This is a genomic window from Halovenus aranensis (assembly GCF_900100385.1).
Classification (GTDB): Archaea; Halobacteriota; Halobacteria; order Halobacteriales; family Haloarculaceae; genus Halovenus; species Halovenus aranensis.
In genome coordinates this window covers 247,018-272,086 of the sequence record NZ_FNFC01000002.1, presented here as the reverse complement: position 1 = coordinate 272,086, position 25,069 = coordinate 247,018, and the positions used below count along the sequence as shown (strand labels likewise).

The following is a 25,069-nucleotide window of genomic DNA, read 5'->3' as shown; positions in this document are numbered from 1 at the left end:
GTGCCCCGGCCTGTTGGACAACCGGGGTGTTTTTGCTGGCTTGGCTGGAACTGTAACCCATGAGTGACGACGCTACGGCCCTCGACACCGCAGAAGACGGTATCGGTCGCTACTACGAACCCGATGCCGAACACGCGTTTCCCGACGAACGCGTCAACGAGGTACTGACGCTTCTCGACGACGACGAGGAAGTGACAGCCTATCTCGAAGCTCAGAACGCCAACCCGGTCGACAGGCTGGGCTACAACGACCACGGCACGAAACACATCGAAATTGTCCACAACAGAGCGCTCTGTCTCTACGACCTGCTCAAGCGGGGCGGCGTCGAGTTCAACGGCGCAGCAGACCAGGGCCTCGACGAGGCAGACGAGGCGGTCATCATCGCACTCGCGGCCCGACTGCACGACATCGGTCACGTCGTTCACCGCGAGGACCACGCGTACTATTCGATTCCGCTCGCCGCGGACATTCTGGACCGCATTCTACCTGAGTTCTACGACACGGCCGAGGCGGTCAGAGTGAAAGGCGAAGTGCTCCACGCAATTGTCTGTCACCACAGCGAGGAGGACCCACTGACCAGAGAGGCAGGCGTCGTCCGGGTCGCAGACGCCCTCGACATGGAGCGGGGCCGCTCGCGAGTTCCATACGAGAGCGGTGGCCGCGGTATCAACACCGTCTCCAGTCAGGCTATCGAAGACGTGACGCTCAAGACGGACGTCGACAAGCCCGTACTGGTCGAAATAGAGATGACGAACGCGGCCGGCGTCTACCAGGTCGACAGCCTCCTGAAAAAGAAAATCGAGCGGTCCGGTCTCAAAGACTTCCTCCGTATCGTCGCGGTCAACACCCACGACGGCGACGACACCATCGTCGAGCGAATCGAGCTATGAGCCCGAAAGCTAATTGGGTTCCCGGGTGCATCTCCCGACGATGACAGGGCTCTACTACGAGGAGTTCGAGGTCGGCCAGACAATCGTCCACGACAAGCGCAGAACGGTCAGCGAGTCCGACAATCAGCGGTTCTGCGATATGACGATGAACCAGCAGCCGCTGCATCTCGACGGGGAGTTCGCAGGTGAGACGCAGTTCGGCGAGCGTATCGTCAACGGCATCTACACGCTGGCTCTCGCCGTCGGAATGACGATTCCGGATACGACAGACGGAACCGTCGTCGCCAACCTCGGCTACGACGATGTCGAACACCCGGAACCAGTCTTTCACGGAGACACGATTCGGGCGGAAACGACCGTTCTCGACAAGCGAGAGACCAGCGACGGCGAACGCGGCGTCGTCACGATGGAAGTCGAGGCGTTCAACCAAGACGACGACCTGGTGTGTTCGTTCGAGCGAACCGTCCTCGCGCTCAAAGCAGAGTTCACAGAGGAGTGAGGCCGGACCGTTCTCAGCGAGAAGAATCACGAACCCGCATTTATAAGCCTGTGTGTCGTACCTCCGCCAGATGAGTAGTGGCGACCGTACAGCGGCCCTAGCTGGTGTGACAGCGGCGACGCTTCTGGTCGTAGCCGTCGTCGGGCTGTTCGGGCTCGGGATAGTCGCCACAGACGTGACGAGCGCACAGTCGAGTGACGGAGACGCGCCGCCGGAGCTTGGCGGTGGTGAGAAGGTGAACACGACTGCAGTCGAGGTGTCACTCGTCGACGACACCGGGCTGTTGATGAGTACGATAGAGACCGACGACTTCCTCCTCAGCGACGGCGAGCTCTCGCACATCGTGCGTCGACCAGATGGAACGAACGCATCGGTCACGCTCGTGTTGGCAGCGCCAATATCTGCCTCGGAGCTGACAATCGGCATCGCGAGCGACAGCGACATCAGCAACCTAAACGGGACACAGATTCGAACGGGCGGGGACGCTCAGACGGTCACGGTAGCAGAGATGGACGGCGTTCCCCCGCGCGTGCTCGGGACAGACGTGAGTGACGCAATCGGGAGTCCAGCGGAGCTCGAATTCAGATTCGACGAGCGTCTGTCTGATATCGCCGTCACGATTAGCGGCCCCGAAAACACGACACTCGGAATCGACGACTTCGACAACCCGGTTTCGAACCGGTACGTGGCGAGATACACGCCGCCGGAGTCTGGTGAGTACACCGTCTCGCTGACCAGCGTCACAGACAGAGCGGGAAACACCGGCAACGTCTCGCTGAGCCGGCAAATCCAGGCCGACAGGACTGACCCAGAGGCGGTCATCGGCATCGACTTCGGCGCCTCGCGGGGCCTCAACGTCACCTTCGACGCGAGCCAGTCGGCAGGGAGTGAACTCACGTATCTGTGGGACTTCGGCGACGGCACGACGACGACCGGCGAGCAGGTCTCTCACGAGTTCACGCCCGAGGAACACACAATCTCGTTGACCGTCAGAGACGGGTTCGGGAACACGGACCAAGACACAGTAGACCTGAACCTCACCGGCGGGCTCGACTCCAGTGAGGACGTTGACAGAGACAACGGAACAGCAGACCCCGTCGTCATCGTCAACCGAGACACGTCAGGAGAAGCCCGGAGCAGCCTCGTCAGCGTGACGGGCGCGCTCGCGAGCGAGAAGCTCAAAATCGGCACAATTAGCGACAGCGAAGCGTCGCTCGTCAGCCGGAACGCAATCTCGCTCGATAGGCTCTCGGTCACACCGACAGTCGATACGAGTTTCTCGCTCGCACTCTCCGGTCTCGGGGCCGGAGATATTTCAGACGCCGCTACAGATGACAACGTCGAAGTCGGCGGGTTCACTGTACTCACTGACCTCGAGGAAAACGAAGTCTCGACTGCGGAGTTCATCTTCAGTATCGATGCCCGTCGACTCGACGTGCTGGATATCTCACCGAGCGACGTCGCCTTGCGGCGAGAGTCTGACGGCGCGTGGACGACGCACAAGACGACAGTGCTGGTCGAGGACGGCGAGCGGTATCAGTTCGCCGCGGAGACGCCGGGCTTCTCTCGGTTTGCGGTCATCGGAACCAACGGGACAGCACCGACCGACGGCTCGGGCGGCACGGACAACTCGAACGACACCAGCGACGGCGGAGACGACACAAAGACCCCCGCTATCGAGGTGACTGACGCGGCGCTCGACCGAACCGAAATAGCGCCCGGCGACAGCGTCGAGATTACTGCCCGACTGGAGAACACGGGCGATGGTGCCGGCACGTTCCGTGCGGGACTCGAACGCGACGGCGCTGTCGTCGACACGCGCGAGGCCGAGGTCGGCCCAGGCGAGTCAGCGACGGTTCGATTCAGCCAGACAATTACCGAAAACGGTACCGTCTCGTTCGGAGTCAACGGCACAGACGCAGGCACGGTGACAGTCGCGCCAGCCGGCGACGGCGACACCAACGGGACCACCCCGGATGACGAACTGAACGTCACTGAGGGGGCGTTCACCGTCGCTAACGTGACGCTCAATCAGTCGAGCATCGGTACCGGCGATGCCGTCCGCGTCGACGGCGAAGTGATGAACGAAGAAGACGACGAGGCCGACTATATCGCGGAGCTCGAAGTCGACGGCGAGGTCGTCGACACCTTCGAAGTGCCGGCCGTTCCCGGCGGCGCAAGCGTCCCGGTGACGTTCACCCGGACGTTCAACGAGTCAGGGACCTACAACATCAGCATCAGCGGTACAGCGAGCGAGGAGCAACTGGATGTCGGGAGCGGCGGCGGCCTCTTTAGCTTTCTCGGCTTTCTGCCGCTTGGGTTAGTGTGGACGGCACTGGGGTATATCGGTATCCCAATGGTATTCTTCTATCTCGTCTTGAAAGCGGTCGCGTTCTATCTCGGCTACTGAGCGTCTGCCAGCGTCGATTCGAGGTCGTCGATGAGCGCATCGTTGCCGACGAAGACGGGCGAGCGCTCGTGGATGTCCGTGGGTGTCTTCCCAAGAAGTGACTGGACACCATCGGACGAGGCACCGCCAGCCGCTTCGACGATGTAGGCCATCGGGTGTCCCTCGAACTGGAGGCGTAGCTTTCCTTCAGGCCTGTCCGCGAGCATCGGGTAGCCAAAGATACCACCGTAGGTCATCACCTGGTTCACGTCGGCAACCATCGCCCCACCGTACCGGAGCTTCAGGCGGTCGGCCTCGACGGCGTCGACGAACGTGGCGAACGCCTCGGGCCAGTCGGGAGCGCGACCCCCGAAGCCGTAGGTCACTGGCTCCGCTGGCAGGGTGACACTCTCGTTGAGCACCTCTCGCGTGCCATCTTCGACGAGGAACTCTGTCACCGTCTCGCCGACAGCAGTCACCATCGTCGTAATCGGTCCGTAGAGGACGTAGCCAGCGGCAACGAGTGCGTCGCCAGGAGCCGGCGGCTGTTCGTCGTAGATGCCGACGATAGTCCCCATTCCGTTGTTCGATTGAAGATTCGAGGAGCCGTCGAGCGGGTCACAGGCGACGTGATACGCGCCGCTGTCCTCACAGAGACCGTCCCGTTCCTCGCTGGCGTACGAGCCGACAGCCGGCAGGTCGAGTAACTCCTCTTCGAGTCGCTCGTCGGCGTACACGTCGGCAGCGAGCTGTTGTTCGCCGCTCGGGTTCTCTGCGGCCTCGTAGGAGCGACGAGAGCGCAACACCGACCGCACGTCACCGGCGACGGCCGCGACCGTGTCGAAGACTGCCTCGATTGTATCACTCATGCTCGTGTGTGGTTACTCCTCGGCGGCGGCGAGTGCCGTGTCGACGGACGACTCCTCGAAGATGACCTCCTCCAGTGCGTCGAGAATGTACTCGGGATTCTCGCGCTGAAAGATGTTCCGGCCGACAGCCAGCCCCGCACCGCCGGCGTCGATGACGGCCTCGACGCTTTCGAGGAACTCGCGGTCGCTGCGCTTGGAACCGCCGGACATGATGACTTTGGTCGGCCCGGCCATCTCGACGACGTGCTCCATGGCCGCCTTGCTGCCGGGGTATTTGACCTTCGCAATGTCGGCTCCGAGTTCCATCGCCTGACGGGCGGCGTAGGCGATAACGTCGGATTTGGTGTCGTTTTTGACGCCTTGACCGCGCGGGTACGCCCACATTACGACCGGCATGTCGTGGTCGCGGGCGGCCTCCTGTACGTCGCGGAACTCCTCGGCCATCTCGACCTCGTGGTTCGAACCGCCATAGAGGGTGAATCCGACCGAGTCGGCGCCGACTTCGTCAGCGTACTCGACCGACCAGTTCACCGCGGAGTCGTACTCGCCCATCCAGAGGTTCGACGTGCCGTTGACTTTCGCCAGTAGGTTCACGTCCTCCTCGTAGGCGGGGTAGTACGCCTCGGCGACGCCTTTCTGGACCGCGAGGCTCGTCACCGCCGGGTGGGTCGCCACGTCGAAAACGCGCTCCGGGTCCGCACTTTCCGGCACGTCCTCGAAGTCGACGGGGCCGTGTTCGAGTCCGTGGTCGTACGCGAGGATGAGTACCTTGCCGTCCCGCGAGAGGGGTGAGTCGTCGATGGGTCGCATAGCTATCGTGAGATGCACGCAGTACGAATAAAGGTCTTTTGACCCTCTCTGAGCGGACTGTGTTCGACCATCACACACCAGCCAACTGAGCGACGACCGGCGTCGTCGGCACTGCGGTCGTCTACCACCGGTCGGACCGCGGGTACTTCGTCGGAATGGACGCGGCCTTACCACACCCCAACAGGGTTAGGTAACGTACTTTCGTTGTTACAGACAAATCAATAAATAACACAGGTACAGATTCAGGTAGCGTTCCAGCCAGACAATTCGGCGACCGGCAACCACACAATCAGGTCACTGACGGGGCGATATCGGTCCACGGCGTCGAATTGGTCTGGGGAACCCCGATATAGGCGGTGTTCGGGCCAAGACAGAACTAACAGACTGACGGAACCGGGTAGCCGGAAACGTTTACCCCCCTGAGCATAAACGTACGTCAGATGATTGGGAGCGTCGGAACAGTCGAGCAGTTATACACAGCCCTGTTTGCGGTGAGTGGCATCGTCTCGATTGCCGCAATCGCACGGGCGCGGAAGTTCGACGACCCGGACGTCCGTCGCGGACTGGTCTGGCTGCTCGCGACGGCAGGGGGCTGGGCGCTGCTCAAGACCGTCTTTTTCATCTTTCCCGACCCGTTCCGAGAACCGGCGTACATCGTCGGGCTGGCACTCGGGTTCGGGACCGTCTGGGCGTGGCTGTACTTCTGTTCGGCCTACACCGGACGGCGCTATCATCGGAACAAATCGCTCCGGCGACTCAGTGTGGGCGTGTTTCTGGCCGTCGTCTCGGTCAAGGTCACCAACCCACTCCACGGGCTGTACTTCACGACTACCGAGGTAGAGACGCCGTTTGCCTATCTGGCAATCGAGCACAACATCCTCCACTGGACTGCGACCGGGCTCTCGTACGTGCTCGCGGCACTTGGCATGTTTATGCTCTTCCAGCTATACTTCGAGTCAGGGTACGAGACCCGCTCGCTGACAATCCTGACGGGATTAATTGGCGTCCCAGTCGTGTTCGATGTCGCCGCGCTGTTCACGCCGTGGCTGATTGACGTTATCTACGCACCGATTGGTGTCGCGGCGTTTGCAGTCGGTGTGCTGTTCATCTCAGAGCGGCGGTTTCTGGCCGTACAGCGGACTGCCCGGGGGAACGACCTGTCCATTTATCTCGACGAGAACGGTCGTATCAAGGACTATTCGAGCAATGCTGGCGACGTGTTGCCAGAACTCAATGGTGCAACCGGGAGTCGGCTCTCGGCAGCCGCTCCGGCCGTCGTCGAGGCAATCGGCAGCGACGACCACATCCTCGAACGCGAGTATGAGGGCGACCAGCGGTTCTACTTCGTCTCGGCGAGTACGGTTTCCCTGGGCCAATCGAGTACAGAGGTCGTGCAGCTCTCCGATGTCACCAAAACCGAGCGCCAGCGGCGACAGCTCGCCGACCGTGAGCGGGAACTCGACGAGCAAAACGAGCTCTACCGGGCAGTCATCGACGCGAGCTTCGCGTTCGTATTTCGGGTCGACCAGGAGGGGAACTACACGTTCGTCTCGCCGTCTGTCGAAGAGTTTCTCGGCTACTCCGCCACAGAACTCGAAGGCCAGCAGATTGCTGTTACTCTCCCAGACGAGTCGACAACCGAACGAGCCTGGAACCAGATTGAGCCGGTGTTGAGCGGACGGACCAACAGAGTTCGGGACTTTCCGCTCGAAACCAAGGCGGGGCGGACTGTCTACAGCGACATCCGTGGCGTCCCAATCTACGACGGGAGTGTCGCCGAGGACGAACGCGGCCCCGAGGATGTCGTCGGCATCCAGCTGATGGTCCGTGACGCGACCGAGCGCCGCCAGCGCGAAGGACTCATCAGCGTCATCAACCGCGTCCTGCGCCACAACCTGCGCAACAGAATGAGTGTCATCGCGAGCTACGCGGGGCTACTCGAATCCACACTCGACGACGACGACGCCGACAAGGCAGCACACATCCGAGACACCGCAGACCGGGTGCTCGACCTGACCGAGTCGGCCCAGAAAATCGAAGAGAACCGGGAGCTGTCTCCAGACCTCGAACCGATGGATATCGTTCCGATGGTCGAGCGGACCGTCTCCGAGTTGGAGGTGCGTTATCCCGAGGCCTCGGTGTCGGTGAACGCGCCTGAGAGTGCCGAGGCCGACACCCACGAGCGGTTCGAAACGGCGCTTTCAGAGGTCGTCGACAACGCCGCAAAACACGGGGGCGACCCCCCTGCCATCGACATCGAGGTCAGTCTCACCGAGAGCCAGGTCGAGATTGCAGTCAGCGACAACGGGTCGGGGATTCCGGAGATGGAACGAGAGGTGCTGCAGTCGAACACCGAGACACAGCTAGTCCACGGCGATGGACTCGGCCTGTGGCTCGTGTTCTGGATTGTGACGAGTCTCGACGGAGAACTCGAAGCGACCGTCGAAGAGGGCTCGACGGTGACAATCTGGCTTCCCCGTTCGTCCGAGAGCGCGGCGTAGCAGCCGTCGAAAACGGGAGAGAACGGCGTTATGCGAGCGCGATGCCCTGCTCGGCTTCGAGCAGTTCGTGGTAGCGGTTCCGAATCGTGACCTCGGAGATGTCCGCGACCTCGCTGACGGCGGCCTGTGTCGTCTTTTCGTTTGTCAGCAGTGCGGCGGCGTAGACAGCAGCGGCGGCGAGGCCAACCGGCGACTTGCCCGAATGGACGCCCTGCTCTTTGGCGTTCTGGAGGAGTTCGCGGGCGCGGCGCTCGGCTTCTTCGGAGAGGCCAAGCGAGGAGACGAACCGGGGCACGTAGCTCTCGGGGTCTGCGGGCTGGACTTCGAGCCCGAGTTCGCGGACCACGTAGCGGTAGGTGCGGGCGATTTCGCTTTTCTCGACGCGGGATACGTCGGTGATTTCGTCGAGCGACCGCGGGACACCAGCCTGCCGCGCGGCGGCGTATACCGAGGCCGTCGAGACACCCTCGATGGAGCGACCCGGGAGGAGGTTCTCGTCGAGCGCGCGGCGATAGATGACACTCGCAGTCTCGCGGACGTTCTCGGGGAGGCCAAGCGCAGAGGCCATCCGGTCGATTTCGCCAAGCGCCTGCTTGAGGTTGCGCTCCTTGGAGTCACGGGTGCGGAACCGCTCGTTCCACTTGCGCAGGCGCTGCATCTTCTTTCGCTGTTTTGCGCCGAGCGCGTTGCCGTAGGCGTCTTTGTCCCGCCAGTCGATGTTCGTCGACAGCCCCTTGTCGTGCATCATGTTCGTCGTCGGCGCACCGACGCGGGACTTTTGGTCTTTCTCTTGAGAATCGAACGCACGCCACTCCGGGCCGCGGTCGACTGACCCTTCCTCGACGACGAGCCCACAGTCTGTACAGACTGTCTCGCCGTGCTCGTCGTCCTGAACGAGCTTGCCGCTACACTCTGGGCAGGATACGCTACTGTCTGCTCGTTCCTCAGTCGATTCCGTCTGCTGTTGCCGTGTCCGTGTATTCGAGTTGCTCATGGGTAGTAGGGGGTGGAAATTCGGGCAGGATGTCTCCTGAAAATACCCCGTGAATTTCGCTGAGTTTAAATTGCTCTGAAAATTACTTAAACCTTGCGCAATCCAAACCCGAACGGCTGTCTGACGTGCCGAAACCTCGATATTCCCCAGAGTCATTCATAGTCTTAAGTGTGAGACAGCCTGCCATGACTGGCGAGTCGTGGCGATAGAACGTGTCACTCGGACGGTTCGTAGGTCTCGCGATGGACGACCTCCGTGGTATCGCCATGGATAATCGTGACGACCACCTGGTCACCTGCTGGGTCGAAGAACACCCGGAGGAAGTCCGGAGAAAAGTTACCCGAGAGCTCTGTCTCACCGCCACCAACGACCGACTCGACTCTGATGGTGTCGAACTCGACCGCAGGGTCGTCGGTGAAGGTCACCTTTGCGAGTCCTTCTTCGGGGTCGTTGAAGCTCACGTCGGTGACGAGTCGATTCTCCTCGTCGATGCGCTCCGGCTTGAAATCGGAGTCGTCGGGAGGGTCCTCCTCGACGACCTGCATTGTCTTTAGCATATCGTCGCTGTAGGTCGCAGAGACTGTGAGTCGGCCGTCCTCTGTTGTCATCGAGCGGTCTGTTCCATCCTGGCCGAGTATTGTCTCGAGTTGCCGTTCTCGCTCACCCTCGGCCGCGACCGCGAGCGTTGCCGTTGCCGTTCCATCTGTGTCATCGAGCGACAGGGAGGCGAGAACGTCATCAGACGGGTCGAACGTCCCGAGGACTGAACTGTCGCCACCGCCGTAGCTATCGAGACTTTCCTCGCCGTACTGGCCAACGACGACGTTGCCAGCCTCGACACTCTCAGCGAGCCACTCGACGGTGTCGAATCGGTCTGGTGCAGTTTCTCGCTCGCCGGCGCGGGTCTCGACGACACGCTCGACGGCCTCGCGGTCATCCCCGAGTACGATTGCCGCTTCGTTGACTGCAACAGTGGCACCGCCGCCCGTGTCACGCTCGGCGTCGGCCGGACCGTAGAGGGTGTACTCACCCAGGTCTCCAAGCACCTGATGTTGAACCTTGAACTGTGGGAGTGGTCCCTCGCTACGCAATCGCTCGTCGACGTAGTCGGTGTCGAACCCTCCGGTCAACACGATAACGCCGTCGAGAAAGAGCAGTTCGTGTGCCGGTTGGTCGGCCGTGCCGTCAACGAGTTCGTACAGTCCCGAGATGCCGACCCCGAGCGAAGCAAACGCGAGGACGCTGCTGCTCGCTCGAACCGGGAACCCGAGCAGTGGGTCTTCTGTGTCGACGTCGACGGCGAATCTGCCTGCACCGGGGCCACTCTCTCCGCCGTCGAGTATCGCGTCCTGTGAGGGCAAAAGCGTCGGGACCAGCGCCCCGGCGTTGTCATCGCTGTCAGCCTCCTGTAAATCGAGATACGCAACTGTGAACCCCTCACTGGCCGGAATCCAGTCTGTGTACGTTTTGCTCGTCTCGCTGCCGAGACACCCTGCGAGGGCGGCCGGTAGCGTCCCTGCTATGCCCTGAAGGACGCGCCGTCGGTCGAATGTCGGTCTGTCAGTCATCGGTTGTACTCGCGCCAGGTTTCGAGATGCTCGCGGTCGCGCGTGTCCTCGGGCAGGTCCTCGAACCAGCGCGCCGCCGTTATCTCGCCGTCGGGGTCGTTGACTACTGGCTCGGTATCGGTGGCACGTGCCCCAAACAGCGGGAGAACTCCCCAGGTGTCGTGGCCGCCAGCACGGAAGTGGACGCGCCCGAGCATGCCGAGTCCGTCGTAGGCTGCCTCGATACCGGCCTCCTCGGCCAGTTCGCGCACGGCGGCCTCGCGGAACGTCTCGTCGCCGTCGGTCTCACCGCCGGGAAGGACCCAAAGACCCAGTGCCTCGTGGCGTACCAGCAACAACGCACCGTCGGGCCGCTGTACCAGCGTGTGTGCGCCGTAGGGCGCACCGTTGGCTTCGATGCGTGCGGCGACGGTCCGAAACCGACGCCGGGTGACGTGTTTGGTCGTCTCGAACTCCAGGAACTCCTCGTGTTGCTCGGCGAGCCTGTGGTAGGTCTGTTCGGCCTGCTGGCTCGCCTCGTCGGCCAGATACCAGAGGTCGTCGACGCTCGTCATCGCCTCGCGAAAATCCGCAATCCACGTTCCCAGACCGATACCCGCCAAATCACGTGTCGCAGTATCATACCCCGACTTTCGTCTGCGCAACCAATAAGCATTCGACCTACGTTTCGGGGCTGGCAGAATCAGTTGTGATACTCACACACAAGAGCTTATGTCTGCACTTGCCAAGACTCTACAATGACGAGAAATGTTCTCTGTGTCGACACTGCTGAGCGTGTGACAGACGTCGTTTCGACGCTCGAAGACGACGACCAGCTCGCGCCGATTTCAGTTACCTCGGTCGAGTCGGCTATCGAAACAATCGTCCAGGAACCGATTGTCTGTGTCGTCACGGCCTACGACCTCTCGGACGGGACGGGGCTGGATATCATCGACGCGCTCAAATCGGAGTCCCCGCAGACACCCAGTATCCTCTTTACCGACGTTTCGCCGGGCGAGATCGACACCACGGGCTTCGACGAGGTCATCGTGGAGTACCTGAACCGCGACCTGCCAGATGCGGACGACAGGCTCGGTTTCGTCGTCAACGACGTCATCGAGCACAGCGCACAGGTGGGCTTTCTCGCGCCGGAGGATGAAGACGACCGCCTCGAAACACTCGCCGAGTACGACGTCGAGGAGCTTCCAGTCGAGGAGAGTTTCGACCGGCTGACTGACCTCATTGCGGACCACCTCGACGTAGCTGTCTCGTTTATCGGTCTCATCGAGAAAGACGAGGAGAACTTCCTGGCGTGTACCGGCGCAGACTGGGACTCGCTGACCCGGGAGGACACTATCTGTACCCACAGCATGCTCCAGGAAGACGTGATGGTGGTCGAGGACATCGACGCCGACAGCCGGTTCAGCGAGAACCAACAGCTCAAGAATCTGGGTATCGTCTCCTATGCCGGCGCGAACATGACCGCGCCCAACGGGCAGGTCATCGGCCAGGTCTGTGCCCTCGACCACGAGCCACGAGAGTTCTCTGCCCACGAGCGCGATACGCTCCAGCAGTACGCCGAGACCGCGATGGAGATTCTAGAGTTGCGTCAGGCTGTCGATAGCGGCGGCGAGGTGGCACAATGAGCCTCTCTGACGCAGGTGGGTTCACCGTCGACCTGCTCCCGGACGAACACGTCGAGAGCGGCACCTCAATCCTGCTAGCCGGCGACGATACCGAGGCACTCAAGCGGGTGTTCGCCTCCCTCGTTGCCGCAAAAGAAAGCGAGTACTCGGTCGTCCTGGCGACAAACAGTGGCGGCCGAGCGGTCAGGCGGATTCTCGACGACGTACGGGCCGGAGCCGGCCAAGACGCTGCTATCTTGACCTGTGAGGGACCGGCACGGGGCGACGATGTCACCGTTATCGACGACCTGAGCGACCTGACGACGCTCGGTATGGAGTTCTCGAATCTCGTCTCGCAGGTGAACCAGACAAACGACCGCTTCCGGTCGGGCATCTTCCTGTGTTCGACGCTTATCGACGAGGTCGAAGACACCCGGTCTGTCTACCGGTTCCTCAACACCACGTTTCTGACAGACCTCCGGCGCAACGAGGGGCTGGGCGTCTGTGCGGTCGATACGAGCGCGTCGCTGGAGACGGATATCGACAGCATGCTCACTGGGCTGGAGACGTCGATGACCGCACGTATCGATGTCGAGAGCGACGGCGACAAGATAGAGCTGACACTGACTGGGTTCGGGCCGACAGAGGAGACGGTTACGGCACGCCTCTAGCGGCGAGCGAACGGCCGGAACGGAAAGAAGACATACCGCTCGTGTGGGTCGTAGTTGATGAACGCGAGGCTGTTCGACATAACCGACACGCTGGAGGCGGCCATCGCGAGGCCAGCGAGTGCCGGATTCAGCAGGCCAAGGGAGGCAATCGGCACGAGCGTCGTGTTGTAGACAAAGGCCCAAAAGAGGTTCTGGTATACCTTCTCGATGGTGGCATCGGCCACGTTGAGGACTTTGAGCACGTCTGCCGGGTCGTCACGCATCAGCGTCACGTCGGCGCTCTCGATTGCCACGTCAGTCCCGCTCCCGATGGCGAGACCGACGTGTGCCCCGGTCAGGGCAGGGGCGTCGTTGACGCCGTCGCCGACCATCATCGCACGGGTGCCGTCGCGCTGAATTTCCGCGATGGCGTCTGCCTTGTCCTCGGGTAGTACCTCTGCCCGGACGTTGTCGGGGTCGATACCGAGTTCCGCGGCGACCGCGCGGGCGGTCCGCTCGTTGTCTCCGGTGAGCATCATCACGTCGATACCGCGGTCGGTCAGCGTCTCGACGGTGGTCTTTGCGCTCTCGCGGACGCGGTCTGCGGTCGCCAGTACACCTGCAAGCTCGCCGTCGATCGCAACGAGCATCGCCGTCTTCCCCTCGCGTTCGAGTCGTTCCATGGTCGTCGCCGCAGGCGTCGGGTCGATGCCGGCATCGGACAACAGCTTCCGGTTCCCGACCAGCACCTCACTGCCCGTTGCACTCGCGCGGATGCCGTGGCCGGGGACGTTCTCGAACGAATCCGGGCTGGAGAGCTCGACGCCGCGGTCGCGTGCGCCCCCGACAATTGCCTGTGCGATTGGGTGTTCACTCCCCCGCTCTGCGCTTGCGGCCGCGGTGAGTATCGCGTCCTCGTCGGCGGGCGGGTCGATACTCGGACCGCGGTCTGTCGCGTCTGACTCCTCGGGCGTGACGCCGCCGTCAGTCGCGGGGTCGTCGAACGCGGCGACCGGGACCACGTCAGTGAGTTCCATCTCGCCGTGGGTGAGTGTGCCCGTCTTGTCGAAGACGACCGCGTCGATGCCACGTGACTGTTCGAGCACGTCCGACCCCTTGAAGAGGACGCCGTTCCGGGCGCTGATGGTCGACCCCACCATGGTCGCCGCGGGCGTCGCTAACCCGAGCGCACAGGGGCAGGCCACGAGTAGCGCGCTCGCGAGGACGACCATCGAGAACTCTGTCAGCGGCAGGCTGGCCTCTGTGCCGGGGACGGCAAGTTCGGGGCCGCCGCCAACGGGCTCGAGGGCTGGTATCCAGGAGCTGACCGTCGACGAGATGTCGTACATCAGTTCGGGGAACAGGAACCACACCGTCGCCCAGACGACTGCGTTGACGATGACTGCCGGGACGAAATACGCCGACACCCTGTCTGCGAGGCGCTGGATGTCGGGCTGGCTGGCCTGGGCCTCCTTGACGCGCTCGACAATCTGCTGAATTGCGGTGTCCGAGCCGACCTGTGTGGCTTCGACGTGCAAGACGCCGTTCTCGTTGATTGTCGAGCCGATGACCTCGTCTCCTTTATTTTTCTCGACGGGGACGGATTCGCCGGTCACCATCGACTCGTCGACTGCGCTCTGGCCGTCGACGACGACGCCGTCGGTCGGCACCTTCTCGCCGGGTCGGACTTTCATTAGGTCACCGACTTCGACATCGGCTAGCCGAACGGTCTGCTCCTCGCCGTCGACAACTATCGTGGCTTCCTCGGCTTCCATCTCTAGCAGCTCTCGAAGCGCGTCACCGGCGCGTGCCTTCGAGCGCGCTTCGAGCCAGTTCCCGACCGTGATGAACCAGAGGATGAAGGCGACAGCCTCGAAGTAGAGACCGCCGGTGATAACGTCGAACAGGACCGCTGTACTGTAGACGAACCCGGTCGCGGTTCCGACAGCGACCAGTGTGTCCATGTTCGCCTGACGGTTGTTGACAAGCGCGCGGACGGCTCCCTCGAAGAACTCCCTGCCGAGTGTCGCCATCAGCACCGTCGCGAGGGCGAACTCGACCCAGTGAAAAGAGACGCCAAATATCGATTCGGGGACGAGCGTAGGCACGCCCGGAGCCATCTCGACCATCAGGAGGATGAACGGAACGGTGAGAACTGCGCCGCCAGCGACGAGTCGGCGCTGTCTGCCGAGTTCTCGCTCGATGGCGCGCTCGCGCTCGTCGGTCATGTCCTCGTCGTCTTCCTCCACCGGGTCGTAGCCCGCGGACTCGATTGCGTCGTAGAGCTCTCGCGGGTCCGTCTGGGCGGGATTGTAGCCGACGAGTGCCTCGTCGCTGGCGAAGTTGGCGTCGGCGTCGAGGACGCCGGGGGTCGATTCGAGTGCCTCTTCGACCGTGCCCGAACACGTCGCACAGGACATGCCGAGCACGGTAATTGTTCGCTGGCTGCGCTCTGGCGTGTACCCCGACTCCTCGATGGCCGCGTAGATAGCCGACAGGGAGACGCGGTCGGGGTCGTACTCGACGTGCCCCTCGTCGGACGCGAAGTTTGCACTCACGTCCGTCACGCCGTCGAGGTCACCCACCGCGTCCTCGATGTTGCCGGAACACGTCGCACACGACATCCCGGATATCTCGATTGTGGTTGTTCGTGAGTCCATTGGCTTACCTAGGGATACGTGGGTAAGAGTTATCTCCCTTTTCCCTTTGTATCGAAAGTGAAATCGCGACAGAATTTTGGAAAGTAAATCAGAGATTGCTCCAGTGGGTTTTTGTGCTGGTCAACCGGAGTATCGACTATGAACGAGTGTCCGGAATGCGGGACCCGTGTGCCCGAAGACGGGAACTTCTGTCCCGAGTGTGGAAGACAGTTCGGCGACAGCGAGCGCACACAGGCTGAGTCCCGTCGCTCGGACCGTCGCGAAGACGGCTGGCAGTCGGATGCAGATGACGAGGACTGGAAGTATCCGGTCGACCAGTCATCGTCGTCGACAGGTCGCCACCCAGCGGACCACAAACTGCTGTTGGGGGGTGTCGGTGGATTTTCACTGTTCGCACTGCTCGAAGGAGGGCTGCGGGTCCTCTCGCCAGACCGCGTCGCGAACGAGTTGGTCGAGACGACCGCCGAAGCCGGACTGGAAATCGAACCGGGGTTCGCCGAACAGGTGGTCCTGATAACGGGAGTCGTCGGCGTCGTCATGGCGCTTGCGGTGCTGGGGGTGACGGTCCGAAACTACGTCGAAGAACAGCTTCCGAACCGGTATTTCTGGGTGCTGATTGCCACGAGCGTGGTCGGATTCCTGTTCGCCAGCAGTCTCTTTCTCGCCGCGCTGGTGGCGTTTGGTATCTACGGGCTCGTCGTCATCGACTAGAAGTCAGTCAGCGCAGCTTGGTCGCGCTCGCACATGATGTCACGACTGGTCTGCCAGGACTCTCGCGCACAGGCAGGGAGTGAGCCGCGCTCGTGGACGTAATCGCGGAGAAACGTCCGCGTCGTCTCGTCACCGGGGTAGCCGCTTCCGACAGCACCGTACTCAGACGCTAATCCGTCGACATGGGTTTCGCGGGCCGATTTCGCGATGATACTCGCCGCGCCCACAATCGGATACGTCTCGTCTGCTCCGTGCTCTGCGCGCACGTCGGCATCTGCACCAATACTCGTCTGCACCCGGCGTTCGAACCGCACGGCGTTCGTGTCGCCGGCGTCGAGATAGCAGTGGTCGCCGCCTTGGGCGAGTTCGTCGAGCGCCTTGGCGTGGCCGTCGACGGTCAACTGATTCATATCCGTCTCGGGGTCGTCGATGCGCTCGACCGGTATCTCGACGACCGAGACGGCGTCGACCTGCTCGCGGAGCTGGTCGGCAAGCTCCTCGCGGCGAGCCGGGGCGAGGCGCTTCGAGTCGTCGACAGCCGCCGGTATCACGTCGGGTTCCGCCCGCACGGCCGCGACGAACATCGAGCCGAGGACCGGCCCTTTCCCGGCCTCGTCGACACCGACGTACATACCACAGTGTCTGGCCTGAATCGATTATAAACCTTGGCTGTTTGGCAGACGCCCGTCTGACGGAATCGGGCGACGAGAGCGGAGAATCCGCCGATTACTCCTCGAACCACTCCGCTGCGACCGGCTTCGCGAGCGGATGGAGACAGCATGGCCGTCTGGCGCGCCAGGCCGCGCCGTTGAGTTCGCTCGGCTGTATCGTGATTGTGCCGCCCGCGTACGTCCCCTCGAAGACGACACGGAGAGTGTGCAATACCTCCTCGTGGGCCGGGCTCGTTCGGCGTTCGTATCTGGTGCCAAAACAGCTCTCGATGGTACACTCGATGCCAGTCTCCTCGCGCACCTCCCGGAGAGCCCCCTCCTCGAAGGTCTCCCCGTCTTCGCGGCCGCCGCCCGGAATCCCCCACGCGTGGCCGCCGCGGCCCAGAATCAGTAGGACGCGCTCCTCCTCGCTATGGGCGTCGTCGGGCATCGACTCCGACAGCGGACTCGCCTGTCCGGGCCGCCGGACAATCCAGACGTAACTGCTGCCGATGTAGCCGTCTCGGGCGGCCCGAATCTCGGCCTCAAACCCATCCGGGTCGACCGTGACCGTCTCGGACTCCGTATAGCCGATGCGGTAGTCTTCGTTGAGGCGGTCGAGACGCGACTGAACCACCGTTTTGTTGACGTGTTCGGCCATGACTCACAGCGTCGAGACTCGACAGCAAATACGTGTCGGTCGACCGCATTACGAGGAGAGCAGTTCCCGCGAGGAGTTCGTGACGACCAGCAGACTGCTGGTGCCCATCGCCACAGCGGCGAACAGGGGGTTGATGATACCTGTCACTGCGAGCGGGATGGCGACGGCGTTGTAACACAACGCCCAGCCGATGTTCTGTTTCACCCGGCGGTTGGCTCCCCGGGCGAGTTCGAACACCGTCTCCAGCGAGTCCAGGTCGTCGGTCACGATAGCCACGTCGGCGGCGTCGGCCGCCAGTGCGGTTCCGCTGCCGAGCGCGATGCCGAGGTCGGCCTGTGCGAGTGCGGGCGCGTCGTTGGTGCCGTCGCCGACCATGACGGTCTGTTTTCCGGCGCCGAGCTGTCTGACGGTTTCGGCTTTGCCCTCGGGCGGCACACCGGCGAACACGTGGTCGACGCCCGGATGGTCGCTGAATCGCGTGGTCGCACGCTCGTCGTCGCCCGTCAGGATGGCTACTTCGACCCCGCGCTCGTCGAGACGCTCGACCGTTGTGTTCCAGTTCTCGCGTGGGCTGTCGCCGACGACCACAACGCCCGTTGCCGTGCCGTCCTCACCGACGACCACGGGAACGTGGCCGTCCGCTCTCGCATCGTCGAGTGGCTCCGTGAACCGCTGTGGGACCGTCCAGCCACGCTCGGCGAACAGGTCCGGGTGACCGACGAGTACGTCGGTTCCATCGACCGTTCCTCCGACACCGGTCGGGTAGCTCTCGAACGCGGAGACACGGCCTTGTCGGGAGTCATCCGCCTCGGCCGACTCGACGACACCGCCGTCCGGTGCAACCTCGTCGGTCCCGTAAGCGTCTGCAATCGCCTCGGCAATCGGATGCGAAGAGCGGGTTTCGAGCAACGCCGCGCGTTCGAGCGTGTGCTCGTCGCCGGTCGTGTCGACGACTCGCATCTCGCCTGTTGTGAGGGTCCCAGTCTTGTCGAAGACGACGGTGTCTACGTCCCGAAGACGCTCGAAGATAGTCTCGTCGAAGACGACGATACCGCGTTCGAGCGCTTCTCTGACGCTTGATGCGATAGCCAGCGGCGTCGCCAGTCCGAGCGCGCAGGGACAGGAGACGATGAGGACGGTCAGCGCGACCAGCAGCGTCTCCGAGGGGGTTGCACCGAGGCCAGCGTGGACGACAGCCACCACGACCGCAAACACAAGCACCACCGGGACGAACACTGTCGCCAGCCGGTCGGCGAGTTGCTGGACGCCGTGGTTGGCGCTCTGGAGGTCCCAGACCATATCCGTGATGCGACCGATACTGCTGTCTGCGCTCTCGCCGACTTCGACGACGAGCGAGCCTTCGGCGAGCAGTGAGCCGCCGACGACGGTATCACCTTCTCGCTTCGGGACGGGTCGAGACTCGCCGGTGACAACTGCCTCGTCGACGGTTCCATCGCCTTCGGAGACGGTGCCGTCGACGGGAATCCGCTCGCCGTTTTTGACGAGCAGTCTGTCGCCGGGGGCGACCGCATCGACTGAAACCATGTCGGTCGCGCCGGTACCGTCATAGCGGCGCGCTTTCTCGACCTGTGCCTCTGTCAGGTCGGCGAGTTTCTCGGTCGCTCGTCCCTTGATGTCGTTCTCGTAGTAGCTGCCGGCGGTGACGACAACGATGATACCCACCGTAACGTCGTAGTAGATGTGTGACTCGCCGACGAAGATGGCAAACGTGCTGTACGCCCAGGCAGCGCCCGCGGCGAGGGCAACCAGCAGGTCCATGTTCGGCTGGCGCATCTCCAGACTCACGTAGGCACCTTTCAGAATCGGACCCCCGGTATAGAAGAGGACGATACTGGTGAGCACGCCCATCGCGACGAAGAAATACGAGGCAGAGGTACTCGCAATCATCTCTTCGAGCATCTCGGCCTGTCCAGCCGGGTAGTAGAGTCCGCCATCGAAGTAGGTCGGATAGACGACCGCGAGATACATCATCATCACGGCCATCCCGAAGAGGACGCCGACGATGAGCCGCATTAGAATATCGTCCTTGGCCTGTCGCTCTCCCATCGGGTCGTCACGCGCGTACGCCCGATACCCGAGACCGGTAAGCTGGTCGCGTAGCGACGGTTCATCGACGGTCTCGGGGTCGTGTGCGATGCGGACGGTATCGGTGATGTAGCTGGCGTCGACACTTGCAACGCCGTCGTCCTGGCTCGCCCGGCCTTCGATGAACGTCTCACAGGTCGTACAGTGCATCCCGTCGATGCGGAGAAATGTCGTCTCGTAGGCCTCGGGAACGTCGTCGTCAGCCTCCAGCGTCGCCTGAATCGCTTCGACATCGTCATCGGCAGAGAGGTCGTCTCTGTCCTCGAGCGTCTGATAGACGCCGAGACAGCCACGACAGCAAAACTGCTCGCCGCCGTCGCTCTCGACAGGGGCGGTCCCGACCGGAAGGTCACAGAGTGTACAGCTGTTGTCTGTCATTGGCCCACTGAGCAGCCGTGCCCAAGTCAGTATTGCCGCTAAGGAACCCAGTCAAAATACGCTGTCGGTTGGTGAAAGAGACACCGGAGACCGCCCATCTGGGCGGTAGATACATCTTCGGACAGGTCGTTCAGGTAGAGCGTGAAATGACACGCAGGATTCTCTGTGTCGACCCCGACGAGGCAGACCGGTAGGCACCACGAAGAACTCTCGAGAAAAAGTATCGAGGCCACAGCAAGTCGCACAGAGGCGGTAGTGCCGGCGGGCTCGGCGTCGTCGCTATCGACCCGACGACTCACGACACCAAAACGGCCAACACGCTGAGCCAGGCTGTCGACGGCCGGATCGAGGTCCGCGAGCCAGACGGGGAAGCCGACGCCGACGGCGAACTGCGCGTGCAGGACCTCCGGAACCAGCCCGAGGAGTGACAACCGTTTACGCTCCCGAGCAGGCGCTAGTCCGTCCAGTCGTCGCGGCGCTCTATCGCACTCTGGAGCTCCCGAACGCGCTCGGGTTGGTGGCGGGCGATATCTGTCGCCGTGACGACCCCGACGAGGTCGAGGTCGTCGACGACGGGGAGCTTTTTGATGTCGTGTGCTCTCATCAGCTCCAGCGCGTGTCGGATAGAGGTCTCCGGCTTCGTGGTCACCACATCGTCGCTCATCCCTCGGGTGACCGGAATCGAGTCGAGTTCGTCCCCGGCGGCGTAGGCAGCTCTGAGAATATCCGAGCGCGTGATGACGCCGACCATCCACTCGTCGACGACGACGGCGCTCCCGACGCTGTGTTCGAGCATCACCGCGATCGTCTCGTACAGCGTAGCCTCGGCCTCGACGGTCACTGGAGGCGTCGACATGATGTCAGTGACCTGCATACGCGACCTTGGGGCTACAGAAACCTAACCGTTCGGCTCGCTTACAGGGTGTCCAGTGCGCTGCCGGCCCGGATGATGGCGGACTCACCGAATGCAGGGCCGACGAACTGAACACCGACAGGAAGTTCGTCGTCGGTTTCGCCTGCCGGGACCGAGATGGCGGGGAGGTTTGCGAGGTTGACAGGCGTCGTATTCGCGTCGGCAAGGTACATCTTGAGCGGGTCGTCGAGGCTCTCGCCGCGCTCGAAGGGCGGGACCGGCATCGTCGGTGAGGCGAGTACGTCCGCCTCCTCGAGTGCCTCGTCGAAGTCCTGTTTGACCCAGGCGCGAGCGTCCTGTGCCTTCTTGTAGTACTTGTCGTGATAGCCCGCAGAAAGGGCGTACGTCCCGAGGAGAATCCGGCGTTTGACCTCCGGACCGAACCCGTCCTCGCGAGCGGCGGCAAACGTCTCGTTCCAGTTCCCCTCGTAGCCGCCGGACTGGCCGTACCGGACGCCGTCGTAGCGCGCCAGGTTCGAGGAGGCTTCGCTCATCGCAATCACGTAGTAGGCCTCGACAGCGTGCTCGACGCTGGGCAGGCTGACCTCGTGGTAGCTCGCGCCCGCCGATTCGAGGGCGTCGATAGCGTCCCAGAACCGCTCGCGGACTGCGTCGTCTGCCCCCTCGACCAGTTCGGTCGGCACACCGATGTCCATGCCCGCCACGTCGCCGTCGGCGGCGGCGGCGTAATCGGTCTCGCCGTCCGGGTCTCGTGTCGTCGCGTCGCGTTCGTCTGGCCCTGCGATAACGTCGAGCAGTTGGGCAGCTTCCTCGACGGTCGGTGCGATTGGCCCGACCTGTTCGAGGCTGTTCGCGTACGCGACGAGGCCGTACCGCGAGACGAGGCCGTAGGTCGGTTTGATGCCGACGACACCACAGAACGCGGCGGGACACCGAACAGAGCCGCCGGTGTCAGTCCCAAGCGCCATGTCGGCGTCGCCGGCCGCGACGACGGCCGCAGACCCACCGGAGGAGCCGCCGGGAACGTGGCCCTCGGCGGCGGGGTTCTCAGTCGGTCCGAACGCCGAGGTCTCGGTCGTCGTCCCCATCCCGAACTCGTCCATGTTGGTCTTGCCGGGGATGGTCGCGCCGGCCTCCTTGAGGCGTTCGACGACCGTCGCGTCGAACGGCGGCACGTACGAGTCGAGCATCGCCGAGCCACACGTCGTCGGAACACCCGCCGTCGAGATGTTGTCCTTGACCGCGACGGTTCGACCGGCCAGCGGCCCGTCGTCGGCGCCGTCGATTCGCTGTTCGGTGATGTAACCGTTGTAGCTCATGACACCCTCGGGCCTTTGAACTGCCCGTCTTCGGTCTCCGGAGCGTTCGAAAGCGCCGCCTCGCGGTCGAGACTCTCCTCGACATCGTCGGTACGCATCACGTTCGTCAGGTCAGGGTCGCGGTCGACCTCGGGAACCTCATCGAGCGTCTCGAACGAAGCAAGAATATCCGCGAACTGCTCGGCGAACAGGTCGCGTTCGTCCTCGTCGAGGTCGATTCGCGCCAGCTCGGCGATATGCTCGACCTCGTCAGTATCGACGGGTGAGTTGCTCATGCCCGAGTGGAGTGCCGTGCCAGCGGTAAGCGTTTCGAAAGGGCACGACGGGTGGTTACGTGGACCCACCGCCGGCTTTGGGTAGCGACAGCGTAACTACCGTACCACGTGGCTCGTTTTCGGAGATGGTCACGTCACCGCCGTAGTTGATGACCAGCCAGTGGACGTGAGCAAGCCCGATGCCACTGCTGTGGCTCAGCGGGTCTTCGGGGCCGACCTCGATGGCCGTCCGCTCTTGCTCGGGAATGCCCGGCCCGTCGTCTGCGACGTGGACCAGAACGGGGGCAGAGGGGTCCTCCACGGTCTCGACGGTAACAGTAACCTGTGGCCGCTCGCCGTCGTGGTGTGTAATCGCGTTGTCGATGAGTTCAGCCATCAGCGACCAGCAGGTCCCGGCGTCGATATCGAGGTCGACCGGGTCGGCGTCGACGGTGACCGAGGCCGCCGGATAGCTCCTGGTGAGGTCGGCCACAACGTCTGAGAGCACCGTATCCAGGTTACAGGTCGAATCGATATCGTACTGATTGTCGAGGGACTGGCGGACAGTCGTTATCTTGTCACTCGTGTCCGCGAGTGACTCCGCCTGGGCGAGAATCCGGGAGAGTTTGTGCTGGTGGTCAGGGCCTACCTCGTCCATGAGCGACCGCGCGTATCCCTCGATGGCCGTCAGACTGTTCCGGAGGTTGTGACGGAGTATCCGGTTCAGGTCGGCGAGTCGTTTCTCGCGGAGCTTTCGCTCGGTAATGTCTGACTGGACGCCGACGAAGTTGGTTATCTCACCCTCCTCGTCAGTTATCGGCGCAATGGTCTGCTCGACGTAGTACAGTTCGCCGGACTTGCGGCGGTTGACGAGTTCGGCCTCCCAGACCTCACCGGCCAGAATCGTCTCCCACAGCTCCGAGTAAAAGGAGTCGTCCTGTTTGTCCGATTTGAGTATCGCCGGCGTTCGCCCGACCGCCTCCTCACTGCTGTAGCCAGTATCTTCCTCGAACGCAGGGTTCACGAACTCGATGACGCCCTGTCTGTCGGTGATGAGCACCGAGTGACCGGTCTGTAGGGCGGCCTCCTTGAACAGTTCGAGTTCGTGCTGTGACTCCTTGCGCTCGGTGATGTCGTGGACAATAGAGAAGAGAAGCTCCCTGCCGTCGATATCCAGCGGAGTCGAGTGTACCTCGACGGTCCGCACCTCGCCGGAGGCGAGTTCGTGTTCGAACTCGAAGTGGTTGCGGTCCTGTGCCTTAGCGCGTTCTCGCTCGCGGGCGACCTCCGACGCTGACATGCGGTTCATCTCCTGAATAGTCATCTCGGTCAGCGTTCCGACAGAGTAGCCATAGAACGCGGCAGCGGCGGCGTTGGCCTCGATGATTTCGCCCGATTCCGGGTCGATGAGCAGCATCGGGGCGCTGTGTGACTCGAACATCGTCCGAAACCGGCGTTCGCTCTCCCGAAGCTCTGTCTCAGCCTGTTTGCGGTCACCGATATCACGGAAGACGACGAGCGCGCCGGCGACGCGGTCACCCTCTGTGAACGGCGTGACACGGGCTTCGGCCGGAACCGCATTATCGACCGGCGCAGCGTCGGGCAACACCACCGACAACTCGACACGGCACTCCGTCACACCGTCGTGTAGGACGCGGTCGATACTGCGCTGAAACGAGCCGAAATCTCCATCGATGAACTCACGCAGGCGCGTGACAGAAGCTCCGACGAGCGCGTCCGCTGGTAGCGCTGTGACCTCGCAGACCCGCTCGTTCGCGTAGATAATATCGTCGTCAGCTCTGACGACGACGACCGGCTCACGGAGGTTGTCGAGGACGGCGGCTTCCGTGACCCGGTCGAGGTCAGAACTCATTGGCCCATCGTATAGGTTACAGAAGTATCAATATTCGGGCTCCACGCAGGCACAGACGTCGCTGGTGAAATGATAGGACAGCGTATGAATGTGGACTGCCGAGATTGCACGGCGTTCGGACGCGGGTAGGCCCGCGTGCCTCCTCCACCCCGCGGCCCTTCGAGCGACAGATGTCCGAGGGCCCGCTGCTCGCTTCCGCGCCTGGCGGACTACCCTCGGTTAACCAGACGCCTGCGCCCCTGCAGGCACAGTCGTCTGGACCTCCATCCCCGAAGGACGAGGCTTCGACGTTGGCTTGCGGGGCCCGCGACCGTCTACCGCACGCCCCCGGAATTTGGTCCCACTTAAGGCCACTTGTGGTATACGAGCGGGGCCTAACCGCCCGACCTAGTCCATCTAAGGATAGTTCGCGTTCCCCATAAGGGGCTTTCGGACTGGGTCGAACTCCGTAACACCCAACAGGGTTCCCCGGCTACCGTGGCGTATGGATATCAGCGGCACCGCAAAGAAGGTCCAGCGCGCGACGAAAGTTGCCGAGGAGAGCTACAAGAAGATGCAGGTGATGATGGAACAGCTCCAGCAGCTCCAGAACGACATGGAGACGACGAGCCAGCAGGTCGACGACATGGAATACGAGATGGCACAACAGCGCGCACTGCTCGAAGCTATCGCGGACGAACAGGGGCTCGATGTCGAGGATGTCCTCGACACCGCCGACCTCCCCGAACCCCCACAGGACGACGCGACTGCCGACGAATCGACAGAAGAGCCGTCGAGCGAGTCGGGAGAAGACGACGATACATAGTCCG

Annotated in this window: 22 protein-coding genes and 1 other RNA gene; 9 read left to right on the top strand and 14 right to left on the bottom strand. The window is 62.7% G+C overall.

Going from position 1 to position 25,069, the window contains the following annotated elements; translation table 11 throughout:
- The first annotated feature begins 59 nt into the window (after positions 1 to 59).
- The 3 genes from BLR34_RS03210 to BLR34_RS03200 all read left to right on the top strand — a co-directional run bounded on the left by BLR34_RS03210 (position 60) and on the right by BLR34_RS03200 (position 3,799).
- Positions 60 to 890 (top strand): HD domain-containing protein, encoded by an 831-nt coding sequence (locus BLR34_RS03210; protein WP_092699360.1) that lies wholly within the window; start codon positions 60 to 62, stop codon positions 888 to 890.
- Between the two features lie 40 nt (positions 891 to 930).
- Positions 931 to 1,389: a MaoC family dehydratase gene (locus tag BLR34_RS03205; protein WP_092699358.1), complete on the top strand. Its 459-nt coding sequence runs from the start codon at positions 931 to 933 to the stop codon at positions 1,387 to 1,389.
- A gap of 70 nt (positions 1,390 to 1,459) precedes the next feature.
- The gene (locus BLR34_RS03200; RefSeq protein ID WP_092699356.1) at positions 1,460 to 3,799 is read left to right on the top strand and encodes a PKD domain-containing protein; all 2,340 of its coding nucleotides are present in this window, start codon (positions 1,460 to 1,462) and stop codon (positions 3,797 to 3,799) included.
- On the opposite strand, the gene BLR34_RS03195 is transcribed toward BLR34_RS03200, so the two are convergent.
- Both BLR34_RS03195 and BLR34_RS03190 read right to left on the bottom strand, forming a co-directional pair.
- A complete protein-coding gene (locus BLR34_RS03195; protein WP_092699354.1) occupies positions 3,793 to 4,647 on the bottom strand; it encodes a class 1 fructose-bisphosphatase in 855 nt (284 codons plus the stop codon). The two genes, BLR34_RS03200 and BLR34_RS03195, sit on opposite strands and share 7 nt — an antisense overlap.
- A 12-nt stretch (positions 4,648 to 4,659) precedes the next feature.
- Entirely contained in the window at positions 4,660 to 5,457 is a 798-nt protein-coding gene (locus BLR34_RS03190; RefSeq protein WP_092699353.1) for a class I fructose-bisphosphate aldolase, read from the bottom strand.
- A 440-nt stretch (positions 5,458 to 5,897) separates the two neighbouring features.
- Here BLR34_RS03190 and BLR34_RS03185 point away from each other — a divergent pair, with 440 nt between their 5' ends.
- Positions 5,898 to 7,958 carry an ATP-binding protein gene (locus BLR34_RS03185; protein ID WP_092699351.1) on the top strand — a complete coding sequence of 687 codons (2,061 nt, stop codon included), beginning with the start codon at positions 5,898 to 5,900 and terminating at the stop codon, positions 7,956 to 7,958.
- Between the two features lie 28 nt (positions 7,959 to 7,986).
- Here the strand turns inward: BLR34_RS03185 and BLR34_RS03180 are convergent, their stop codons facing one another.
- The 3 genes from BLR34_RS03180 to BLR34_RS03170 form a co-directional block, all read right to left on the bottom strand.
- The gene (locus tag BLR34_RS03180) at positions 7,987 to 8,952 is read right to left on the bottom strand and encodes a transcription initiation factor IIB (RefSeq protein ID WP_092699349.1); all 966 of its coding nucleotides are present in this window, start codon (positions 8,950 to 8,952) and stop codon (positions 7,987 to 7,989) included.
- A gap of 215 nt (positions 8,953 to 9,167) precedes the next feature.
- The gene (locus BLR34_RS03175; RefSeq protein WP_092699347.1) at positions 9,168 to 10,520 is read right to left on the bottom strand and encodes a hypothetical protein; all 1,353 of its coding nucleotides are present in this window, start codon (positions 10,518 to 10,520) and stop codon (positions 9,168 to 9,170) included.
- Complete coding sequence (locus BLR34_RS03170; RefSeq protein WP_092699345.1) at positions 10,517 to 11,074, bottom strand: NUDIX hydrolase; 558 nt, start codon at positions 11,072 to 11,074, stop codon at positions 10,517 to 10,519. Before BLR34_RS03170 ends, BLR34_RS03175 begins: the two co-directional genes overlap by 4 nt.
- 183 nt (positions 11,075 to 11,257) lie before the next feature.
- Here BLR34_RS03170 and BLR34_RS03165 point away from each other — a divergent pair, with 183 nt between their 5' ends.
- Both BLR34_RS03165 and BLR34_RS03160 read left to right on the top strand, forming a co-directional pair.
- Positions 11,258 to 12,145 carry a GAF domain-containing protein gene (locus BLR34_RS03165; RefSeq protein WP_092699343.1) on the top strand — a complete coding sequence of 296 codons (888 nt, stop codon included), beginning with the start codon at positions 11,258 to 11,260 and terminating at the stop codon, positions 12,143 to 12,145.
- Positions 12,142 to 12,795 carry a DUF7504 family protein gene (locus tag BLR34_RS03160; RefSeq protein ID WP_092699341.1) on the top strand — a complete coding sequence of 218 codons (654 nt, stop codon included), beginning with the start codon at positions 12,142 to 12,144 and terminating at the stop codon, positions 12,793 to 12,795. Before BLR34_RS03165 ends, BLR34_RS03160 begins: the two co-directional genes overlap by 4 nt.
- Here the strand turns inward: BLR34_RS03160 and BLR34_RS03155 are convergent.
- Complete coding sequence (locus BLR34_RS03155; RefSeq protein WP_092699339.1) at positions 12,792 to 15,434, bottom strand: heavy metal translocating P-type ATPase; 2,643 nt, start codon at positions 15,432 to 15,434, stop codon at positions 12,792 to 12,794. The two genes, BLR34_RS03160 and BLR34_RS03155, sit on opposite strands and share 4 nt — an antisense overlap.
- 138 nt (positions 15,435 to 15,572) lie before the next feature.
- On the opposite strand from BLR34_RS03155, the gene BLR34_RS03150 reads away from it, so the two are divergent.
- Positions 15,573 to 16,145, top strand: a complete 573-nt coding sequence (locus BLR34_RS03150; protein ID WP_092699337.1) for a zinc ribbon domain-containing protein — start codon at positions 15,573 to 15,575, stop codon at positions 16,143 to 16,145.
- On the opposite strand, the gene rnhB is transcribed toward BLR34_RS03150, so the two are convergent.
- The 3 genes from rnhB to BLR34_RS03135 form a co-directional block, all read right to left on the bottom strand.
- Positions 16,142 to 16,777: a ribonuclease HII gene (gene rnhB, locus BLR34_RS03145; protein ID WP_092699335.1), complete on the bottom strand. Its 636-nt coding sequence runs from the start codon at positions 16,775 to 16,777 to the stop codon at positions 16,142 to 16,144. The genes BLR34_RS03150 and rnhB overlap by 4 nt on opposite strands.
- A gap of 94 nt (positions 16,778 to 16,871) precedes the next feature.
- Entirely contained in the window at positions 16,872 to 17,456 is a 585-nt protein-coding gene (locus BLR34_RS03140) for an NUDIX hydrolase (RefSeq protein WP_092699333.1), read from the bottom strand.
- A 48-nt stretch (positions 17,457 to 17,504) separates the two neighbouring features.
- A complete protein-coding gene (locus BLR34_RS03135) occupies positions 17,505 to 19,940 on the bottom strand; it encodes a heavy metal translocating P-type ATPase (protein WP_092699331.1) in 2,436 nt (811 codons plus the stop codon).
- 71 nt (positions 19,941 to 20,011) lie between these two features.
- On the opposite strand from BLR34_RS03135, the gene BLR34_RS17490 reads away from it, so the two are divergent.
- Positions 20,012 to 20,134 (top strand): hypothetical protein, encoded by a 123-nt coding sequence (locus BLR34_RS17490; protein WP_281240900.1) that lies wholly within the window; start codon positions 20,012 to 20,014, stop codon positions 20,132 to 20,134.
- A 260-nt stretch (positions 20,135 to 20,394) separates the two neighbouring features.
- Here the strand turns inward: BLR34_RS17490 and BLR34_RS03125 are convergent, their stop codons facing one another.
- From BLR34_RS03125 to ffs, 5 genes are all read right to left on the bottom strand, one after another.
- Positions 20,395 to 20,814 (bottom strand): CBS domain-containing protein, encoded by a 420-nt coding sequence (locus BLR34_RS03125; RefSeq protein WP_218120834.1) that lies wholly within the window; start codon positions 20,812 to 20,814, stop codon positions 20,395 to 20,397.
- Between the two features lie 41 nt (positions 20,815 to 20,855).
- Positions 20,856 to 22,133 carry an Asp-tRNA(Asn)/Glu-tRNA(Gln) amidotransferase subunit GatA gene (gatA, locus tag BLR34_RS03120; RefSeq protein WP_092699327.1) on the bottom strand — a complete coding sequence of 426 codons (1,278 nt, stop codon included), beginning with the start codon at positions 22,131 to 22,133 and terminating at the stop codon, positions 20,856 to 20,858.
- Complete coding sequence (gatC, locus tag BLR34_RS03115; protein WP_092699325.1) at positions 22,130 to 22,408, bottom strand: Asp-tRNA(Asn)/Glu-tRNA(Gln) amidotransferase subunit GatC; 279 nt, start codon at positions 22,406 to 22,408, stop codon at positions 22,130 to 22,132. The genes gatA and gatC overlap by 4 nt, the downstream gene beginning before the upstream one ends.
- 55 nt (positions 22,409 to 22,463) lie before the next feature.
- Positions 22,464 to 24,260: a PAS domain-containing protein gene (locus BLR34_RS03110; RefSeq protein ID WP_092699323.1), complete on the bottom strand. Its 1,797-nt coding sequence runs from the start codon at positions 24,258 to 24,260 to the stop codon at positions 22,464 to 22,466.
- Between the two features lie 88 nt (positions 24,261 to 24,348).
- Positions 24,349 to 24,658, bottom strand: an RNA gene (gene ffs / locus BLR34_RS03105) — signal recognition particle sRNA.
- 86 nt (positions 24,659 to 24,744) lie between these two features.
- Here ffs and BLR34_RS03100 point away from each other — a divergent pair.
- Positions 24,745 to 25,065 carry a DUF5798 family protein gene (locus BLR34_RS03100; RefSeq protein ID WP_092699321.1) on the top strand — a complete coding sequence of 107 codons (321 nt, stop codon included), beginning with the start codon at positions 24,745 to 24,747 and terminating at the stop codon, positions 25,063 to 25,065.
- The last annotated feature ends 4 nt before the right edge of the window (positions 25,066 to 25,069 follow it).

Excerpts from the sequence above, each read along its gene's own strand:
- BLR34_RS03210 (WP_092699360.1), top strand. The coding sequence starts at position 60 with ATGAGTGACGACGCTACGGCCCTCGACACCGCAGAAGACGGTATCGGT.
- BLR34_RS03205 (WP_092699358.1), top strand. The coding sequence starts at position 931 with ATGACAGGGCTCTACTACGAGGAGTTCGAGGTCGGCCAGACAATCGTC.
- BLR34_RS03200 (WP_092699356.1), top strand. The coding sequence starts at position 1,460 with ATGAGTAGTGGCGACCGTACAGCGGCCCTAGCTGGTGTGACAGCGGCG.
- BLR34_RS03195 (WP_092699354.1), bottom strand. The coding sequence starts at position 4,647 with ATGAGTGATACAATCGAGGCAGTCTTCGACACGGTCGCGGCCGTCGCC.
- BLR34_RS03190 (WP_092699353.1), bottom strand. The coding sequence starts at position 5,457 with ATGCGACCCATCGACGACTCACCCCTCTCGCGGGACGGCAAGGTACTC.
- BLR34_RS03185 (WP_092699351.1), top strand. The coding sequence starts at position 5,898 with ATGATTGGGAGCGTCGGAACAGTCGAGCAGTTATACACAGCCCTGTTT.
- BLR34_RS03180 (WP_092699349.1), bottom strand. The coding sequence starts at position 8,952 with ATGAGCAACTCGAATACACGGACACGGCAACAGCAGACGGAATCGACT.
- BLR34_RS03175 (WP_092699347.1), bottom strand. The coding sequence starts at position 10,520 with ATGACTGACAGACCGACATTCGACCGACGGCGCGTCCTTCAGGGCATA.
- BLR34_RS03170 (WP_092699345.1), bottom strand. The coding sequence starts at position 11,074 with ATGACGAGCGTCGACGACCTCTGGTATCTGGCCGACGAGGCGAGCCAG.
- BLR34_RS03165 (WP_092699343.1), top strand. The coding sequence starts at position 11,258 with ATGACGAGAAATGTTCTCTGTGTCGACACTGCTGAGCGTGTGACAGAC.
- BLR34_RS03160 (WP_092699341.1), top strand. The coding sequence starts at position 12,142 with ATGAGCCTCTCTGACGCAGGTGGGTTCACCGTCGACCTGCTCCCGGAC.
- BLR34_RS03155 (WP_092699339.1), bottom strand. The coding sequence starts at position 15,434 with ATGGACTCACGAACAACCACAATCGAGATATCCGGGATGTCGTGTGCG.
- BLR34_RS03150 (WP_092699337.1), top strand. The coding sequence starts at position 15,573 with ATGAACGAGTGTCCGGAATGCGGGACCCGTGTGCCCGAAGACGGGAAC.
- rnhB (WP_092699335.1), bottom strand. The coding sequence starts at position 16,777 with ATGTACGTCGGTGTCGACGAGGCCGGGAAAGGGCCGGTCCTCGGCTCG.
- BLR34_RS03140 (WP_092699333.1), bottom strand. The coding sequence starts at position 17,456 with ATGGCCGAACACGTCAACAAAACGGTGGTTCAGTCGCGTCTCGACCGC.
- BLR34_RS03135 (WP_092699331.1), bottom strand. The coding sequence starts at position 19,940 with ATGACAGACAACAGCTGTACACTCTGTGACCTTCCGGTCGGGACCGCC.
- BLR34_RS03125 (WP_218120834.1), bottom strand. The coding sequence starts at position 20,814 with ATGCAGGTCACTGACATCATGTCGACGCCTCCAGTGACCGTCGAGGCC.
- gatA (WP_092699327.1), bottom strand. The coding sequence starts at position 22,133 with ATGAGCTACAACGGTTACATCACCGAACAGCGAATCGACGGCGCCGAC.
- gatC (WP_092699325.1), bottom strand. The coding sequence starts at position 22,408 with ATGAGCAACTCACCCGTCGATACTGACGAGGTCGAGCATATCGCCGAG.
- BLR34_RS03110 (WP_092699323.1), bottom strand. The coding sequence starts at position 24,260 with ATGAGTTCTGACCTCGACCGGGTCACGGAAGCCGCCGTCCTCGACAAC.
- BLR34_RS03100 (WP_092699321.1), top strand. The coding sequence starts at position 24,745 with ATGGATATCAGCGGCACCGCAAAGAAGGTCCAGCGCGCGACGAAAGTT.